The organism is Thermodesulfovibrio sp. TK110 (genome assembly GCF_054658355.1).
Genome location: NZ_BAAHNB010000001.1, coordinates 1,671,151 through 1,688,278, shown reverse-complemented (window position 1 = coordinate 1,688,278; position 17,128 = coordinate 1,671,151). Strand labels below are relative to the sequence as shown.

Here is a 17,128-nt window from a genome sequence, read left to right as displayed (position 1 = left end):
GGAGGTGATTTTCATGATTTTCAGTGAATTAATAACACTTAAAGAAATAAAAGAAGATCCTTTTTTTAGAGAAAATATGTTATGGGATGTTGAGCCAAAGGAAGTCATGTCTCCAAGATGTGTAAAGGAAGGAGATAAATTAGTTTATAAAGGTCCAATCAAGGGATATATCCCATACATTGATACTTCAGGTGCAAAGCCTGTTCTTTTCATAATGAGACATACCCAGATGGATTATGGAGAAACCATAGCAAGAATAGATGAAATTCCTGAAGAAATGCTTATTGAAGCAGTTAATGAAAACAGGGATAAAATATGCTTTGGAATGTGTCCCATAAATGAAAAGATAAAACAGTGGTTAAAAAAAGAACTCGGAGCTTTATAAATTAAAAATTTCTTCAAAGCTCACTATTGTTAAAAATTGCTTAGATTTACGGGGAATGGAGCGAGCAGAAGAAACTGCTCTTAAAATAGGTAATCTTATTCCTGCAAGTTTAGCTGTATGGAGAATTTCTTCTGTATCGTCAACAAAAATTGAAAACTCTGGCTCAAAAGAAAGCTTTTCTTTAAGTCTTTTCCAGAATTCAATTTTCTCCTTAGGATAGCCCATATCAAAGGCTGTAAATATATCATGAAAATATTTATCAAAGCCTGTTTTTTTAAGTTTAAGCTCCATTACTTTGTTGTGTGCATTTGTTACAAGATAAAGCTTTTTGCCATTGGAGCTTACAACTTTTAAAAATTCTTCAGTATCTGGATGAGGACAAATAAGATGTTCCACTTCCTTTTTAAGCTGGAATATATCAAGACCTGTTTTACCTGACCAGAAATCTATGTCTGTCCAATTAAGACTCCCTTCTTCTGCTTTATACATTGAGAAAAGTATTCTTTGAGCTTCTTCAAAGCTTATTCCTTCTTTTTCAGAATATTTTTGAGGCACATAAATCTCCCAGAAATAATCATCAAAATACTTATCCAGTATAGTTCCGTCCATGTCTAAAAGGATTGTTTTTATTTCATTAAAAAGTTTCATCTTCTGCTGAATACCAAGACATATCAATATAAAATCTTGTTCTTTCGTAAATGGTACGTAAGATATTGCTTAATTCAAAAAACATTTCTTCATAAAACTGAAGATCCTTTAATTCTTCTATAGAAGCTGGGTAGGAATAAGCAATTTCATATTCTTCACCATGCATCAAATCTTTCCCAATAAACTCTTTCTTTACTAAAACCAGATCCACATCAGGATACTCATTAACTATCTCTTCAAAAAGCTCACTTATATGATTGTATCCTTCAAGAAATGGAAGATTTATGATAACATCAATCTCTACCATATTTTCAAAGCTTTCAGAGTCCTCTTCTACCTCATCCTCATCATAAAGAAATGAACTACTTGTCTGATGGGCATTATAAGAAAATGATACTGTAGCACTTATTGGATAGGGTGGCTTAATTTCAGGTAAGGTCATTAAAAGCTTGCTCTCTTTATTTAGAGAATACTGTTCAATGTATGTGGACATTTCATATACATCAAGATAATTTTTTGCTGCATCCATTATTCTCATTTGTAATTCTTCAAATCTAATCACAGTTCCTCCTTATCAGGTTGCCTTTATTTTATATAACATTATACCATATAACGATAAGATTCTTTTAAATGGAGGATTAATATGAAAACTGGATATTTTATCACAGGCACAGATACAGGAGTGGGGAAAACTATTGTTACAGCTGCCATATTGAGGAGTTTTATAAAAAAAGGATTAAAGGTTGGTGCAATGAAAGTTATTGAAACAGGATGTCTTAACAAAGATGGGATACTGCTACCAAGTGATGGAATGCTTTTAAGAGATATGGCTGAAATGAATGACTCTGTTGATTTAATAACGCCTATAAAAATGGAAAATCCATTGAGCCCCCTTGTGGCATCAAGGCTTGAAAATGCAGAGGTTGACATTGATAGAATCTTTAAATCCTTTGAAACTCTTAAGAAAAAATATGACTATCTTATTATTGAAGGTGTAGGTGGATTAATGGTTCCTCTTATTAAAGAAGAAAAAAGGAAAACAAATTTTTATTTTGTCAGGGATTTGATCAAGGATATGGAATTACCTGTAATAGTAGTAACGAGACCAGCTCTTGGAACAATTAATCACACACTTCTTACATTAGAGGCATTGAAAAATAAGAAAATTCCTGTAAAGGGTTATATTATTAATTTTTCCGAGCCTGCAAAAAATGATATTGCTGAAAAAACAAATCCACAAGTTTTAAAAGAATTGATTGATATACCCTGTCTTGGAGTCTTTCCATATTTAACTGAACTGAATAAAGACAGAATAGGAGAAACAGCACTAAAAAGTCTTGATATTGAAGCATTGCTTCATGGAGTATAAACTTTTACAGGATTGTTATTTTCATCAAGGATTACAATTTTTGGCTTATGCAAAGGAATTTCATTTTCCGTAAGATAACCATAGGAAAAGATAACAATTCTGTCTCCTACCTGAGCTTTTTTTGCAGCTGGACCATTAAGTCCTATTGTTTTTGAGCCTTTTGGAGCAGGAATAACATAGGTATCAAATCTTTCTCCATTATTCATATTACTTATCCATACTCTTTCATAAGGCATTATTCCAGCCAGCTCAATTAGCTCAGCATCAATGCTTATTGAGCCTTCATAAAATAAATTAGTCTCTGTTACCTTTGCTAAATGCAGTTTTGCTCTTAAAAAACTTCTAAGCATCTTATTCTATTATTTTAGGAACTTTAAAAAATTTATCTGTAGCTTGAGGTGCATTCTTTAATACTTCCTCTCTTGGTAAAGACTCCTTAACAGCATCTTCTCTGAATACATTATTCAGCTCAATAACATGAGATGTAGGCTCTATAGCTGCTGTATCAATTTCATTTAATTTTTCAACATAATCAAGAATGCGGCTTAATTGATCCTGATAAAGCTCTATTTCTCTTTCATCAAGCTCAAGCCTGCTAAGCATTGCAATATGCTTTACCTCTTCTTTTGTTATTTTCATTTTTTACACCCTCTCTAAGTTTACAATTTTTGGCGCTAATTTTTTAACCCCTATGCCTGGAAAGTTAACAACAACCTTTAAATCATCTCCTTCTCCATAACAGTCTCTTACAACTCCAACTCCCCATGTGGGATGCTTCACTTTGCATCCTATTACAAAGGGATGCTTAACCCTTGGTTTTTCTAATTCCTTCTTTTCTGGAGTAAATGTTGAGTAATCCTTTCTGATGCATGTGCAGTATTCAGATGGAATATCTTTGATAAAGTTTGATGGCTCTTGTTTTTGGATTTTTGAATAAAGTTTTCTCTGCCTTACACTTGTAATATATAAAAGATTCTTGGCTCTTGTCATTCCCACATAAAAAAGTCTTCTTTCTTCCTGCAACTCAAGAGGATCTTCAAGCGCCTTAAAGTAAGGTAAAATTCCCTCTTCGCAGCCTGCAATGAAAACCACTGGGAACTCAAGTCCCTTGGCTGCATGAAGGGTAAGAAGGCAGACTCCGTTTTTCCTGCTTTCCCATGTATCCACACTTGAAAGAAGAGCGACTTTATCAAGAAATTCCCTTACAGATACTTTTTCTGCAGAACTGAGGAGCTCTAAAACATTCTGAATTCTATCTTCTTCAATTTCTTCAAGATATCCTGTAAGATTCAGTATATCCTTTATCATTGATGCAGCATCCTGATACTCTTTCTTAGAAAGCTCATCTATAATAGTAGTAAAAGATAAAAGCTTTTCTTTTAAATTAACTGCAACAGAATCATCTTTTATCATCTTTTTTATTGCTTCATAGATTGATATCATGTGTTTTTTAGCTTCATTTTCAATTTTTAATAAAGCTCCTGCTCCGATTCCCCTTGGAGGAGTATTTATTATTCTCATAAGGCTTACATTGTCTTCTTTGTTTAAAATAAATCGCATATAAGCAAGCACATCTTTTATTTCTTTACGGTGGTAAAAGCTCACTCCACTGATTACCTGATAGGGTATTCCTTCCATCCGCAAAGCCTCTTCCAGTGCTCTTGCCTGAAGAACCAATCTGTAAAGAATTGCAAAATCTCTAAATTCATAATCGCCTTTAAGATAAAGCTCCTTTATATTTTTTGCTATATACTTTGCTTCTTCCTCTTCATTGCTTAATTGACAGTAAAAAACTTTTTCTCCCCAATCTCTTTCTGTCCAGAGAGTTTTTGGTTTTCTCATTGGATTTTTTGAAATCATGGCAGTGGAAGCAAAAATTATATGCTTTGTAGAACGATAATTCTGCTCCAGTTTAACTACTTTTGTATGTGGGAAGTCTTTTTCAAAATTGAGGATATTATAGACATTTGCTCCTCTGAATTTGTAAATACTCTGATCATCATCTCCAACAGCACAGATATTTCCATGATATTTACAAAGAAGTTGTAACAGTTCATACTGAGACTTATTAGTATCCTGAAATTCATCCACAAGTATATATCTGAATTGTTCAGAGTATCGCTTGAGTAAATCTTCATTTTCCTTGAATAACTTTATTACGCAAAGAATTAGATCATCAAAATCCAGAGCATTACATTTTTGAAGTTCTGTTTGGTATCGCATATATATTCTACCCAGTCTTTCTTCAAACTCATAACCTTCAATATTTGAAATATAATCTTCCCAAGTGAGCAGATTTGATTTCAGATTGCTTATTTTGTTCACAACGCATTTACATAAAGCTTCATGCATGTTCATGTCCTTTAAAATCCTTTTTATTAATCCTGCCTGATCATCTTCGTCATAAATGATAAAGTCTTTTTTATAACCAATTTTTTCAATGTGAGCTCGCAGTATCCTTAAGCATAAAGAATGAAATGTTCCTATCCAGGGATTTTTAAGCGCGCCATTACAGATTTTAAAAATTCTTTCCTTCATCTCATCAGCTGCCTTGTTGGTAAAAGTTACTGTGAATATGGAAGATGGATGCAGTCTCATTGCTTCTTTAAGATAGGCATACTTATAAGTAATCACTCTTGTTTTACCACTTCCTGCTCCTGCAAGAACAAGAAGTGGACCTTCACAGTAAAGAACTGCTTCCTGTTGTGCCGGATTTAATTCCGACAGGGGGAAATCTTTCATGGCTATACCCCTCCTTACGCCTTACGGCGATTCAAAATTTAAAGTTTAAAGTTCAATCTATTCAACAGTAACACTTTTTGCAAGATTTCTTGGTTGATCCACATCACATCCTCTTAAAACTGCCACATGATAAGCAAGTAACTGAAGAGGAATGCTGAAAAGCACTGTATTAAGATAGCTGTTTATTCCTTTCACATAAATAAGTCTATCAGACAACTTCTTAAGTTTTTCTTCCTTACTGTCTGAAATTGTTATTATAAAGCCATCTCTTGCCTTTATTTCCTGCATGTTGGATACGTTCTTGTCAAGATATAAATCATTGGAAACAATGAAAACTACAGGGAATCCTTCTTCTACCAAAGCAATGGGTCCATGCTTCATCTCACCAGCAGCATATCCCTCTGCATGGATATAGGATATTTCCTTGAGTTTAAGTGCTCCTTCAAGAGCAACAGGATAATGCGGTCCTCTACCAAGATATAGAAAATTTTGTTTTCTGTAAACTTCCTTTGCAAGCTGCTTTATTTCATCTTCAAGCTTTAAAGCTTCTTCAGCCATTCTTGGAAGAACAAGAAGTTCTCTCAAAAAACCTGTATAGCTGTCAGCCGGATATACTCTTTTTGAGTTTGAAAGAGCAAAACTAAGAAGATAAAGGGCTACAATCTGACTGGTAAAAGCCTTTGTTGAAGCAACGCCTATTTCAGGACCTGAATGGGTATAAAAAACTCCGTCTGCTTCCCTTGATGCTGTACTTCCCACAACATTACATATGGCAAGAGTTTTTACTCTGGATTTTTTTGCAAACTTCAGTGCTGCAAGAGTATCTGCTGTTTCTCCAGACTGGGTTACTGCTATGAAGAGAGAACCTTCCTCAAAGGGAACATCTCTGTATCTGAATTCAGAGGCAATATCTGCCTCAACAGGTATTTTTGCTATTCTTTCAATCATGTATTTACCAATGAGACAAGCATGATAGGATGTGCCACATGCAACAAGATATATTTTTCTTGTAAGAGCCAGCTCTTCAAAACTTATTCCAAGCTCTTTGTAAACCACCTTTGAACCATCAGGTAAAACCCTTCCTCTAATTGTGTCTGCAATAGCTCTTGGTTGCTCATGTATTTCTTTGAGCATAAAATGCTTATATCCACCTTTTTCAGCCATTGAGGCTGTCCATGTAATGGTTTGCGTTTTTTTCTTTTTCTCTTTACCATTTATATCAAACACCTTAAAATCATCTTTCTTGAGCACAATCATCTCACCATCATCAAGAAAAATTACTCTGTTACAGTAATGGAGAAAGGCTGGCACATCAGAGGCAATGAACTTTTCATTATCTATAATTCCAGCAACAATGGGGCTTTCCATTCTCACGCCAATGATTTTATCTGGCTCTTTCTCATCAATTATTACAAGAGCATAGGAGCCTTTGAGCATTTTAACTGCCTGTCTTACTGCTTCCTCAATATTAAGGTTAGCTCTGTATCTATTTATGAGATGAGCAATTACTTCTGTATCAGTCTCAGAGATGAATTTATAACCTTCCTTTGTTAATTCATGTTTCAAAGCAGCATAGTTTTCAATAATACCGTTATGAACCAGAGCAATTCCACCAGAGCAATGAGGATGAGCATTTACATCCGAAGGTTTACCATGAGTTGCCCATCTTGTGTGTCCTATTGCCAGATATGGCTGTGAATTCAAAAGTTGAGGATTCTCAGTCTTAATAAGTTGTTCCAGGTCTTTAATCTTTCCTTTGCATTTTACAGTTTTAATTCTACCATCAATTAAACAGGCTATTCCTGCTGAGTCATATCCTCTGTATTCAAGCCTTTTTAATCCATCAAGCACTATCTGAACAGCCCTTTTTTCACCTATGTATCCAATAATACCACACATCACTGTTTCTCCCTTTTTTTCTTTGCCCAGCCTTTAATGTGTTTTTGAGGTGTTCTTGATATAGCAAGTGAGTCTTCTGGAACATCTTTTGTAATTGTAGAGCCTGCAGCAATATATGCACCTTTTGCAACTTTTACAGGTGCTACAAGCTGTGTATCACTTCCTATGAAAACTTCATCTTCTATTGTTGTTTTATGTTTTTTCTTTCCATCATAATTGCATGTAATTGTGCCTGCACCAATGTTTACATTCTTACCTATTTCAGCATCTCCGAGATAACTAAGATGAGCTGCCTTTGTCCCATCTCCAATTACTGATTTTTTGACCTCCACAAAATTACCAATTCTACATTCCTTTCCAATAAAACTTTCAGGTCTTATATGGGCAAAAGGACCAATTTTTGAACCTGATTTTATGTAGGAGCCTTCAATAACTGTGCAGTCCTTTACCTGAACCATTTCTTCAATTACACTGTCACGAATTCTTACTCCCTGATAAATAATGCAGTTATTTCCTATAACAGTATTGCCTTCAAGAAAAACATTTGGATAGACTATTGTATCCTGTCCAATTTTCACAGAAGGAGAAATCCAGACTGAGTCTGGCTCATAAAATGTAACACCCTGAGACATTAATTCTTTAACAACTCTGTCTCTTAAATATTTCATAGCAAGGGAAAGTTCTTCCCGATTGTTTATACCAATTAATTCATCTTCTTCTGCCATTGCATAGGCATCCACTTTATATCCTTTAGTTATGGCTATTTCTACAAGATCTGTTAAGTAAAACTCACCTTTACGAGGATTTTCTTTAATCTCCTTAACAAGCTCAAGCACTTCTTTTTTTGCCATATAGATTCCGCTGTTAGCCTCGCCTGATTCAGAACCAGAATAATCAGTGATTTCAACTATTTTTTCAATCTCACCCTTAGAGTTTCTCAAAATTCTTCCATAAGAATGCTGTCGGTCAGGAAAAAAGGAAAGAATTGCCAGGTCTTGAGCCTTCTCATCAAAGAGCCTTAAAAATTTGAAAAGTGTGTCCTTTTTTATCAAAGGTGTATCACCATTAAGAATAAGGATTTTTTCACTTTTTATGTAAGGCAGAGCAACTTCCACAGCATTAGCTGTTCCTTTTGGTTCGTTCTGAAAAATAATTTTTACATTTCTCATACTAAGATGTTCTATCACTTTATTTAGAGATGGATTTACAACCACAAATATACTGAAAGGATTTAAACTCTGAGCACAATCTATAACATAGTCTATAATTGGTTTATCAAGAATCCTGTGAAGCAGTTTTGGCAGCGTGGATTTCATTCTTGTACCCATTCCTGCTGCCAGAATTACCACATCCACTATTTATCACCTCTTATTATCTGTGGTGCTGCTATTCCACCTGAAAGAATTATTTTTATTCCTTCCTGAATTGGAATGTTTGTATGAATTACACTTTCAGGTTCAAAAAGCACAACTTCTCCAAGATAAAGATTATTGGTTGGTATGTAAACGGCAATAAGTTTTTTTTCCATATTATTTTCTCTTAAAAAACACTCCTTTGTCTGAAATCCAAACATGAAACTGTCCTTTCTTGGATACTCAACAATTACAAACTTCTGAAACGATGTTCTATTTTCAGGTGAAAATGCATCAATTAACTGCTTAAGCGAAGAATAAAGACTTTTAAAAATGGGAATTTTAAGAAAGAGCAATTTTTCAATCTGATCTAAAAGCTTTTTTCCAAATACATTAGTTGATATAACACCTACAATAAACACAACTAATAGCGCTGTTATAAATCCTAATCCAGCGATGTGTTTACCAAAAATGTAGTCATATATAGGACCTAAGAGACCATCTATGATTTTAAAAAGTTGTATCAGGATAAAGATACTTATTGCTACAGGAATGGTTACTATTAGACCGGCAATAAATTTTCTCTTAAAAGTAAGTCTAATAGATGGTTCCATGCTATGCTTCTGCCTTGCTCATCGCCTCATCTGGTATATCAAAGTTTGCATATACATTCTGTACATCGTCATGATCCTCCAGGGCATCCATGAGTCTCAGCATTTTTTCTGCATCTTCTCCTTCTACAGGAACATAGTTTTTGGGCAACATTGTAACCTCTGCCAGAGAAACATTTATACCAGCTTTTTGAAGAGTCTCCTTTACATTTTTTAAATTCTCAGGTGAAACAATTATTTCATAACTTTCCTCTTTTGGATCATTTTTCACATCTTCAACACCTGCATCCAGGGCAACTGAAAGAAGAGTGTCCTCATCCACAGATTTTTTGTTAACAAGAATGTATCCTTTTTTTTCAAAAATCCATGAGACACAACCAGACTCTCCAAGACTTCCGCCATGCTTTGAAAGAATATGTCTTATTTCAGAAACAGTTCTGTTTTTATTATCTGTCATTGCTTCAATTAAAACTGCTACTCCTCCAGGACCATAGCCTTCATAAGTAACTTCTTCATATGCTGTGCCAGCAAGCTCTCCAGTCCCCTTCATTATTGCTCTTTTTATATTGTCAGAGGGCATATTTACTTCTCTTGCCTTTTCAATGGCTACTCTCAGTCTGGGATTTTTTTCAGGATCTCCACCACCAAGACGTGCTGCTACTGATATTTCTCTTACAAGCTTTGTAAAAATTTTTCCTTTTCTGGCATCAACCTGAGCTTTTTTATGTTTGATTTGTGCCCATTTGGAATGACCTGCCACACTAACCTCCCAGAGAAGGATGGAATATTTTTAATAATAATAAGATTTTTCCTTTTATGTCAAATTTTTACCTTTTCCATAACATTCAAAGCATCAATAAATAAAGAATTTTTAATACCTCCCACTGTAAGCTCCTTAATAAACAATCTTCTTTGTGCCTTTATAAATTCAGATTTGTCAACTGAAGCAATACTGCATATTTCATCAATAAAATCAGGCATAATTGGAGTTTCAAAGAGACCGTTTTCAGCGATCATGAATTTTTTAAAAAAAGGATTATTCTCAAATCCTAAAAAAATCCTTTCCATGATGTTTTTCTGGAAAATAAGATTCTGCCGAAGTTTATGAAAATTCTCTTTAAGCTCTTCATCTATAAATTCACCATCCCATATTAAAGGAGCATCCCTATGAAATCCTTTACATGCCTGAAAAGCTCCTTTTCTTCTCTCTGCTATTACAAGATTCTGTAATTCTTCTGGAAAACTCACTGAAAATGGAATAACTTTGCATTGAAGAGGTTTATGTTTGCCATGCAAGAAGCATAAGGATTCCCTGAGCATTTTGCATCTTTTTTTAAAACGATTTCCAGCTATGAAATCTCCAATTATATAAGAATGTTTGTATTTAATGGCAAAATCTTCTATATAAGCTTTATGAGAAGAATTAAAAGGATGTATTTTTCTGAATCCCACTGTAATCGGGAAAAAACTGTAAAGCGTGCCAACCTCTTTCAATGTAAGAATTGTTGCTCCTCCGCAACAGGCAGAGGAGCAGTGAATCATACATTGAAATCTGATCTCGCTTTTCACTTTCTAAACTTCATTACATCATCCCTTAATACAACTGCTTCCAATTCTTGAGGAAATCCGCATTCTTCAAGAAATCTCAATATATTTTCTCTTCCACCCTCCTGTCTGTCCACAAGAACGACCACTTTTTTTACAAAAATCCCTGCTTCCTTAAGACGGGTTATTGCCTGAATTGTTGAGCTACCTGTTGTAATTACATCGTCTACCACCACTACACTGTCTCCCTCTTTTATATTTCCCTCTATCCACTGCATTGTGCCATGTTCCTTTGCTTTTTTTCTAACAACGAATGCTTCTACTGGATTATTTCTTAAGTAGGATGTATAGGCTACAGCACTGGCAATTGGATCAGCACCAAGAGTAAGTCCACCAATACCTTTTATATTAAGGCTGGAAATCATGTTATAAATAATATTTCCTATCAAATACATTCCTTCTGGAGAAAGTGTTACTGCTTTACAGTTAAAGTAATAGTTACTAAGCCTTCCTGAGGTGAGCTGAAATATGGGAGTTTCAGAGTATTTAAATGCCTTTTCATAAATTAGTTTAATGAGTTTTTCTTTCATGATTTTCTGTTTCAGCCTCCAGTAGTTTAGTTATGGTTTTTTTAAACTCTCCGATAACTTCTAAATTTTTCGTAAACTCATAAACTTTTTTAAAATCTATCTGTTTATAACGATGTATAAGTAAATTTCTAAAACGAGCCATATTTGAAAGAGTTTCAGATATGTTTTGGCTGAATATACCTTTTTCTTTAAGAATATCAAAACATTCTGCATAGGTTGAAGGAGTTAGTTTAAACTTCTTAACAGCAATGTGGTAACATATATCAATCACAGCTTCTGCGAGAATAATAAAGCTCGCATAGGCAATGTATCTGTAGTCAGGATTGTTTAGAAACTCCTCTAAAGGAACTTTTTTAATTTTTTCAAGCTGCGATAAAGCTTCCTCAATTTCTTTAAAATTTAACATTATTCTTTCTGGATTAAGCACCTGAAGATAGAACCTCCTTTAGATGTCTTATCCAGTAAGGATAAAAATCAGCATAGAGTTTAAGAGTATAGATTAAAAAATCTTCCCATAGCTCTTCATTCTTTACAGTTATAAGCTTACCTTTTACTACATTGTAAGCAAAAAAAACATCTGCATCATTCAAAATTTTACAGTCAACAGGATAGTTTAGTTTTTTTTCTATTTTATCAGGTAAAGCAATCTCATAATACTGCCATTCGCTTTCCTCAAAATTTTCAATAAAAACAGCTATATCAATATCCCTGAAGGGAGCATTCTCAATAAAAGAGCCGAATAAATAGGCAAAAGCAATACGGTCTTCCTGTTCAAGCTCTGTTTTTATAATCTCAGATATTTTTCTTTTTTCTTCCTCAGGAATCTGGTATAACGTTATTTCTCCATTTTTAATAGCTTCTTTCCTGTTTTTCAGACTCACATACCTCTTTTACAGTATCTTTTACAAGTTTTCCGTTTTCCCATACTTTTTCTGATACTTTTCTGCATTTTGTATAAGGGTCTTTATAGTAGTAATCACTTGCTGGTTCTGCTCTGTAGTAACCTCTTCCATCTTCAGTTCTGTATTCTACAGGTTTTCCAGTCTGATAAGCTTCACGAGAGCCTCTCACTGAGATATCAGCCAGTGTTGCTCCAAGCACTGCACCCAATCCAGCTCCAATAACTCCGCCACGCCATGGATTTTTTTTGTCAAGAAGTGCACCTGCTATACCACCAACCACTGCACCTGCTCCTGCTCCTTCATAATGTTGTTGCTGAAGCTGCCCACATGCAACTGTAAAAAGCATCAATGCTGCTAATACTAAAGCCAGTCCTTTCATATTTTAACCTCCTTCTTTTTCTTTTATTCTAACTCAATTGCTTCAAAAATTACTCTATTTCTTCCTTGAATCGTTTAATTCTTATCCCATTTGGAGTAATAACAATTAAATTTCCTGAAATATCTTTCTCTTTGAGCATCTGAAAAAATTTTTTAAATATTTCACATGTTTCTTCAATGGTATGTCTATAAATTTTAACTATCATAATTCCACCGCAGTATTTAGGATGAAATCTGAAAATTTTTGAAAAATCCTTGTCCATTGTAATAATTATACGATTCTGCTCACAGGCTATTTTATACACCTCATCATCTTTAATCCCTGATAAACTGCCTCGTATACATAATACATCGTGTCCTTGATTTTTCAAGTATTCAACAATAGATTCAAATAAGTTCTCATCAGCAAGAAATCTCATGTAAATACACCAGCTTCTTCATCAGCAAGAACAGCGGCATAATTTAAACATGCTTTAATGTCTTCATCTGTAATGTTAGGATACGCTTTTTTTATATTTTCAAAGCTTTCTCCTGAAGCTAAGAGCTCAAGAATTATATGAACAGGAATTCTTGTTCCCTTTATGCAGGGCTTTCCACTGCAAATTTGAGGATCCACTGAAATTCTCTCTATGTTCATTTAACCTCCTCCTTTTTCTTTTATTCTAACTCAATTGCTTCAAAAATTACTCTATTTCTTCCTGTTTGCTTTGCCTTGTAAAGAGCTATATCCACTTTCTGTATTATTTCATCAATTGAATATCCCTCTTGTCCATAGTATGTTGTAAATCCTATGCTTATTGTATTTTTAATTTTTTCTCCTTTGAATGTATAAAAATCATGTTTTTCAACTTTTTCTCTGAAAGCCTCTAAAATTTCCCTTGCTGTATTTTCATCAGTGCCTGGTAGAAGAATACAGAACTCCTCACCTCCATATCTTCCAATCAGTGCTCTTTCAGGCATGCTAATGTGAGCAAGATATATTAACTCCATTAAAACTTTATCACCTGTCTGATGCCCGTAGGTATCATTTATTTTTTTAAAAAAGTCTATGTCAAACATTGCAATAGTTAAAGGCTCTTTATAAAGATTGCACCACTGAAGCTCCTCATTTATTCTTTCTAATAAAAAGCCTCTTTGATAAGCGCCTGTTAAGGGGTCTTTTGTAAGAAGACTGTTAAAATCTTTTTTAAGCTCAATAATTTCATTTGCTTTATTTATCTTCATTAAAAGCTCGCAGTTTAAAAAAGGCTCTATGACATAGTCAAAAATCTCATAGTTACAAAGTTTTTCAATGGTTTTTTCATCTTTTCTCCTTAATATCAAAATTATTGGAATCTCTCTGAGAGTGGGTGCTTGAGTGATTTTTTTCAGTAACTTCCAGCATACTCTTGGGCAAAAATCAAGAATAATTATATCAGGCTGGTTTTTATAAATTCTATCAATAGTTTCATCATCTATTGGATAGACAAAAAAATTTTTCACTTCTTCTTTTAGAAAATCATGCAACTTTTTTATAGTTCTTTTTCTATCTGAACAAAGACACAGATTCATTACAGATTTATCATTTTAATAATTGTCCTCCTTGCTGCTTCCTCAGTAATAGCTCTTCCAATCACTATATAGTCTGCACCCTGATAGAAAGCTTCATATGGAGTGGCAACTATTTTTTGATCATGAAAATCAGAATTTTTTAATCTTATTCCTGGAGTTACAACGGTAAAATCCTTTCCGCACAACTCTTTAATGTTTTTTATTGAAGAAACTGCACAGACAACTCCATCCATTCCTGCCTGTTTTGCCTTTAACGCTAAATTTTTAGCAAGAACTTCTCTGGAAACTGGAAAAGAAAAAACCTGAGTTAATGCTTCTTCACTGAGACTTGTTAATACTGTAACTCCTAAAATCTTAGGTGGCTGTATATCTTCTTTGTAAGAATATTCTTTTACAGCCATGACAGCCCTTTGCATCATCTCAATACCACCAGAGGCATGAACTGTAAACATGTCAATTTCATATTGAAGCACAGATTTTACAGCTTTGTAAACAGTGTTAGGAATGTCATGAAATTTGAGATCAAGAAAAACTTTCTTTCCTTTATTTTTGAGAATTTTTAAAATTTCAGCTCCTTCGCTGATAAAAAGCTCAAGCCCTACTTTGTAAAAATTAATAAGCCCTTCAAGTTCATCAACAATCTTTAAAGCATCTTCTTTTTTTGAAAAATCAAGGGCAACTATTATACGACTTAGGTCAATCATATCTTTGGCAACACTATACCCTGCTGAGCCTGATACTTTCCTTTTCTGTCAGCATAGGAGACCTCACATTCTTCTTCAGCCTTTAAAAATATAAGCTGTGCAATACCTTCATTGGCATAAATCTTTGCTGGCAGAGGCGTTGTATTTGATATCTCTATTGTTAAAAATCCTTCCCACATCGGTTCTAAAGGCGTTACATTTACAATTATTCCGCATCTTGCATAGGTTGACTTTCCAATGCATATTACAAGCACATCTCTTGGAATTCTGAAATACTCCACAGAACGAGCAAGGGCAAAGGAGTTTGGAGGAATTATGCATACAGGACCTTTAAATTCAACAAAGCTTTTAGGATCAAAATTTTTTGGATCAACAACAGTGCTGTTTATGTTAGTAAAAATCTTAAACTCATCAGCAACTCTCATGTCATAGCCATAGGAACTTACACCAAAAGAAATAACACCTTCTCTTACAAGACCTTCCTCAAAGGGCTCAATCATTCCTTTACGAGCCATCTGTTTTATCCATCTATCATTTCTTACCATAGCCTCACTCCTTCTCATCAATTGTATTTCTTATTTTAAGTAAAACTTCCTCAGGAGATAATGTTTTTTCAACTGAAATAAAATCTTTAAACTGCACTGGATACCCGCTCATTATAATAACCTTTGTCTCTGGTTTTATTTTCTTAATCTGTTTCATAACTTCAATACCAGAGATTCCAGGCATAACAAGGTCAATAAGACAAAGGGAGATCTCATCTTTGTGTTTTTCATAAAGCTTTAAAGCTTCATCTCCATCTTTAGCTTCATAAATTCTGTAACCGTATTCTTTTAGAAAGGATGAAATATATCCTCTTGCCTGTTCATCATCATCAACAACAAGAATCGTCTCTTTACCTTTTAAAAGCTCAGGCTCTATGGGATGTTTTGTTTTTCTGTCTTTTACTGGTAAATATATCTTAAATGTTGTTCCTTTGCCTGGCTCACTGTATACATGAATGTGTCCATCATACTGCCTTACAACTCCAAAAACTGTAGAAAGTCCTAAACCTGTTCCTTTACCTTTTGGTTTTGTTGTAAAAAATGGTTCAAATATTCTTTGCTTTGTCTGTTCATCCATGCCTGTTCCTGTATCAGACACGCATATGAGAACATATTCTCCAGGCTTTACAAGAGGATGTGTATATGAATACTCAATATCAATTGAAATTTCTTTCAGCCCAATTGAAAGCTCTCCTCCTTCTGGCATTGCATCACGAGCATTTGTAATGAGATTCATAAGAATTACTTCAAGATGGGTTTTATCAATTTTATAAAAAATTTCTTCCTCAGGAATATGGAGTTTTAACTCAATATCTCTTCCAATAATTGGTCTTACAAAATCTGAAAACTCTTTAATATACTTATTTAAACTGATTTCCTGAATTTCTCCGAGCTCCTCTTTTCTGCTGAATGCAAGCAGTTTCTTTGCCAGATCTCTTGCTCTTTCACCGGCATCAATAATTTTTTCAACAAAGTTTTTAAGAGTTGGTTCTTCTATTTTTGTATGAAGAAGTCCTGCAAATCCTATTATTCCAGTAAGAATGTTATTAAACTCATGGGCAACTCTTCCTGAAAGAAAACCTAAGGATTCCATCTTTTGAGAATGAATCAGTTGTTCCTGTATTTTTTTTCTTTCTGAAATATCTATTATTGAGGCAACTGATTTTTTCGTATAAGGGATCATGGCAACATTTAAAAGAACATCTTTAATTTTTCCATTTCTGTCCTTAAGCTTTGATTCATACTGTCTTGGAGCAAAGCTCGGAGAGATTCTTCTTAGTTTGTGATACTCTATCATTTTTTCAAGCATCTCTTCAGTAAAAAACGCTGTCCACTTCATTTTACCTTCAATTTCATGTTTTTTATAGCCTGTTAAAGATTCAAACTCTTCATTAGTAAATTCAATTGTCATGTCTTCTTCAACAACTATAATGGCAACTCCTATAGAAGATAGAATTGTCCTTTGCTGCTCAAAAAGATGAAGAATTTCTTCATCCTGTTTTTGAATGTCACTGATAAATTTCATGAATGTTTCTTTCTGTTTATTAATTAACTGACCGAGCATCTTTACAATTTCAATAGAAGAGTCTTCAGATGCAGTTGCTGTAAAGTCTCCTTCATGAATCCTTTTTAAAACATCAAAATGTTCACAAATACCAATTGCAAGCTCATGAGTAAGCTCTATCATAACAGAAACTTCTTCTGAAACTTTGTTTATGGAATTGATAAGCCTTTGAACTGCATATCTATCAAATTGAAGGTCTATTTTATAAGAAGTATCACCTTCAGCAATCTTTAACAAAACATTAGAACATAGATGAAGAACCTCACTTAAACTATTTCTATATTCACATAAAGGATTATTACATTTAAGATATCCACCATAAGGACAGGGATAAAGCTCCATA

General features: G+C 34.0%; 22 protein-coding genes. 2 read left to right on the top strand and 20 right to left on the bottom strand.

Annotated features, from left to right (window positions below):
* The first annotated feature begins 13 nt into the window (after positions 1–13).
* The gene (locus ACYQ3X_RS08940) at positions 14–385 is read left to right on the top strand and encodes a DVU0772 family protein (RefSeq protein WP_460181468.1); all 372 of its coding nucleotides are present in this window, start codon (positions 14–16) and stop codon (positions 383–385) included.
* Here the strand turns inward: ACYQ3X_RS08940 and ACYQ3X_RS08935 are convergent.
* Together ACYQ3X_RS08935 and ACYQ3X_RS08930 are read right to left on the bottom strand one after the other, a co-directional pair.
* The gene (locus ACYQ3X_RS08935; protein ID WP_460181467.1) at positions 380–1,033 is read right to left on the bottom strand and encodes an HAD-IA family hydrolase; all 654 of its coding nucleotides are present in this window, start codon (positions 1,031–1,033) and stop codon (positions 380–382) included. The genes ACYQ3X_RS08940 and ACYQ3X_RS08935 overlap by 6 nt on opposite strands.
* Positions 1,020–1,595, bottom strand: a complete 576-nt coding sequence (locus ACYQ3X_RS08930; protein WP_460181466.1) for a hypothetical protein — start codon at positions 1,593–1,595, stop codon at positions 1,020–1,022. The genes ACYQ3X_RS08935 and ACYQ3X_RS08930 overlap by 14 nt, the downstream gene beginning before the upstream one ends.
* Before the next feature lie 81 nt (positions 1,596–1,676).
* On the opposite strand from ACYQ3X_RS08930, the gene bioD reads away from it, so the two are divergent.
* Positions 1,677–2,402 (top strand): dethiobiotin synthase, encoded by a 726-nt coding sequence (gene bioD, locus ACYQ3X_RS08925; protein WP_460181465.1) that lies wholly within the window; start codon positions 1,677–1,679, stop codon positions 2,400–2,402.
* On the opposite strand, the gene panD is transcribed toward bioD, so the two are convergent.
* Genes panD through ACYQ3X_RS08835 form a run of 18 tightly spaced genes read right to left on the bottom strand, consistent with a single transcriptional unit; the run spans position 2,390 to position 17,127 of the window.
* Positions 2,390–2,752: an aspartate 1-decarboxylase gene (gene panD / locus ACYQ3X_RS08920; protein WP_460181464.1), complete on the bottom strand. Its 363-nt coding sequence runs from the start codon at positions 2,750–2,752 to the stop codon at positions 2,390–2,392. The two genes, bioD and panD, sit on opposite strands and share 13 nt — an antisense overlap.
* Position 2,753: 1 nt before the next feature.
* Positions 2,754–3,041, bottom strand: a complete 288-nt coding sequence (gene gatC / locus ACYQ3X_RS08915; protein ID WP_460181463.1) for an Asp-tRNA(Asn)/Glu-tRNA(Gln) amidotransferase subunit GatC — start codon at positions 3,039–3,041, stop codon at positions 2,754–2,756.
* 3 nt (positions 3,042–3,044) lie between these two features.
* Positions 3,045–5,144 (bottom strand): UvrD-helicase domain-containing protein, encoded by a 2,100-nt coding sequence (locus ACYQ3X_RS08910; RefSeq protein WP_460181462.1) that lies wholly within the window; start codon positions 5,142–5,144, stop codon positions 3,045–3,047.
* A 57-nt stretch (positions 5,145–5,201) separates the two neighbouring features.
* Positions 5,202–7,043, bottom strand: coding sequence for a glutamine--fructose-6-phosphate transaminase (isomerizing) (glmS, locus tag ACYQ3X_RS08905; protein ID WP_460181461.1), 1,842 nt, complete (start codon positions 7,041–7,043; stop codon positions 5,202–5,204).
* Positions 7,043–8,398 carry a bifunctional UDP-N-acetylglucosamine diphosphorylase/glucosamine-1-phosphate N-acetyltransferase GlmU gene (gene glmU / locus ACYQ3X_RS08900; protein WP_460181460.1) on the bottom strand — a complete coding sequence of 452 codons (1,356 nt, stop codon included), beginning with the start codon at positions 8,396–8,398 and terminating at the stop codon, positions 7,043–7,045. Before glmU ends, glmS begins: the two co-directional genes overlap by 1 nt.
* The gene (locus ACYQ3X_RS08895; RefSeq protein WP_460181459.1) at positions 8,398–9,009 is read right to left on the bottom strand and encodes a DUF502 domain-containing protein; all 612 of its coding nucleotides are present in this window, start codon (positions 9,007–9,009) and stop codon (positions 8,398–8,400) included. The genes glmU and ACYQ3X_RS08895 overlap by 1 nt, the downstream gene beginning before the upstream one ends.
* Position 9,010: 1 nt before the next feature.
* The gene (locus ACYQ3X_RS08890; protein ID WP_460181458.1) at positions 9,011–9,766 is read right to left on the bottom strand and encodes a YebC/PmpR family DNA-binding transcriptional regulator; all 756 of its coding nucleotides are present in this window, start codon (positions 9,764–9,766) and stop codon (positions 9,011–9,013) included.
* A gap of 59 nt (positions 9,767–9,825) precedes the next feature.
* Complete coding sequence (locus ACYQ3X_RS08885; RefSeq protein ID WP_460181457.1) at positions 9,826–10,575, bottom strand: hypothetical protein; 750 nt, start codon at positions 10,573–10,575, stop codon at positions 9,826–9,828.
* Positions 10,572–11,141, bottom strand: a complete 570-nt coding sequence (gene pyrE / locus ACYQ3X_RS08880; RefSeq protein WP_460181456.1) for an orotate phosphoribosyltransferase — start codon at positions 11,139–11,141, stop codon at positions 10,572–10,574. Before pyrE ends, ACYQ3X_RS08885 begins: the two co-directional genes overlap by 4 nt.
* The gene (gene hepT / locus ACYQ3X_RS08875) at positions 11,122–11,568 is read right to left on the bottom strand and encodes a type VII toxin-antitoxin system HepT family RNase toxin (protein WP_460181455.1); all 447 of its coding nucleotides are present in this window, start codon (positions 11,566–11,568) and stop codon (positions 11,122–11,124) included. The genes pyrE and hepT overlap by 20 nt, the downstream gene beginning before the upstream one ends.
* A complete protein-coding gene (mntA, locus tag ACYQ3X_RS08870; RefSeq protein WP_460181454.1) occupies positions 11,561–12,022 on the bottom strand; it encodes a type VII toxin-antitoxin system MntA family adenylyltransferase antitoxin in 462 nt (153 codons plus the stop codon). The genes hepT and mntA overlap by 8 nt, the downstream gene beginning before the upstream one ends.
* Positions 11,991–12,422: a glycine zipper 2TM domain-containing protein gene (locus ACYQ3X_RS08865; RefSeq protein ID WP_460181453.1), complete on the bottom strand. Its 432-nt coding sequence runs from the start codon at positions 12,420–12,422 to the stop codon at positions 11,991–11,993. The genes mntA and ACYQ3X_RS08865 overlap by 32 nt, the downstream gene beginning before the upstream one ends.
* Positions 12,423–12,471: 49 nt before the next feature.
* Positions 12,472–12,840, bottom strand: a complete 369-nt coding sequence (locus ACYQ3X_RS08860) for a DUF5615 family PIN-like protein (protein ID WP_460181452.1) — start codon at positions 12,838–12,840, stop codon at positions 12,472–12,474.
* Entirely contained in the window at positions 12,837–13,058 is a 222-nt protein-coding gene (locus tag ACYQ3X_RS08855; protein WP_460181451.1) for a DUF433 domain-containing protein, read from the bottom strand. The genes ACYQ3X_RS08860 and ACYQ3X_RS08855 overlap by 4 nt, the downstream gene beginning before the upstream one ends.
* Before the next feature lie 20 nt (positions 13,059–13,078).
* Positions 13,079–13,972 carry a GGDEF domain-containing protein gene (locus ACYQ3X_RS08850; protein ID WP_460181450.1) on the bottom strand — a complete coding sequence of 298 codons (894 nt, stop codon included), beginning with the start codon at positions 13,970–13,972 and terminating at the stop codon, positions 13,079–13,081.
* The gene (gene pyrF, locus ACYQ3X_RS08845; RefSeq protein ID WP_460181449.1) at positions 13,972–14,676 is read right to left on the bottom strand and encodes an orotidine-5'-phosphate decarboxylase; all 705 of its coding nucleotides are present in this window, start codon (positions 14,674–14,676) and stop codon (positions 13,972–13,974) included. Before pyrF ends, ACYQ3X_RS08850 begins: the two co-directional genes overlap by 1 nt.
* Complete coding sequence (gene dcd / locus ACYQ3X_RS08840) at positions 14,673–15,221, bottom strand: dCTP deaminase (protein ID WP_460181448.1); 549 nt, start codon at positions 15,219–15,221, stop codon at positions 14,673–14,675. Before dcd ends, pyrF begins: the two co-directional genes overlap by 4 nt.
* Positions 15,222–15,225: 4 nt before the next feature.
* The gene (locus tag ACYQ3X_RS08835) at positions 15,226–17,127 is read right to left on the bottom strand and encodes a two-component system sensor histidine kinase NtrB (protein ID WP_460181447.1); all 1,902 of its coding nucleotides are present in this window, start codon (positions 17,125–17,127) and stop codon (positions 15,226–15,228) included.
* Position 17,128 lies beyond the last annotated feature (1 nt).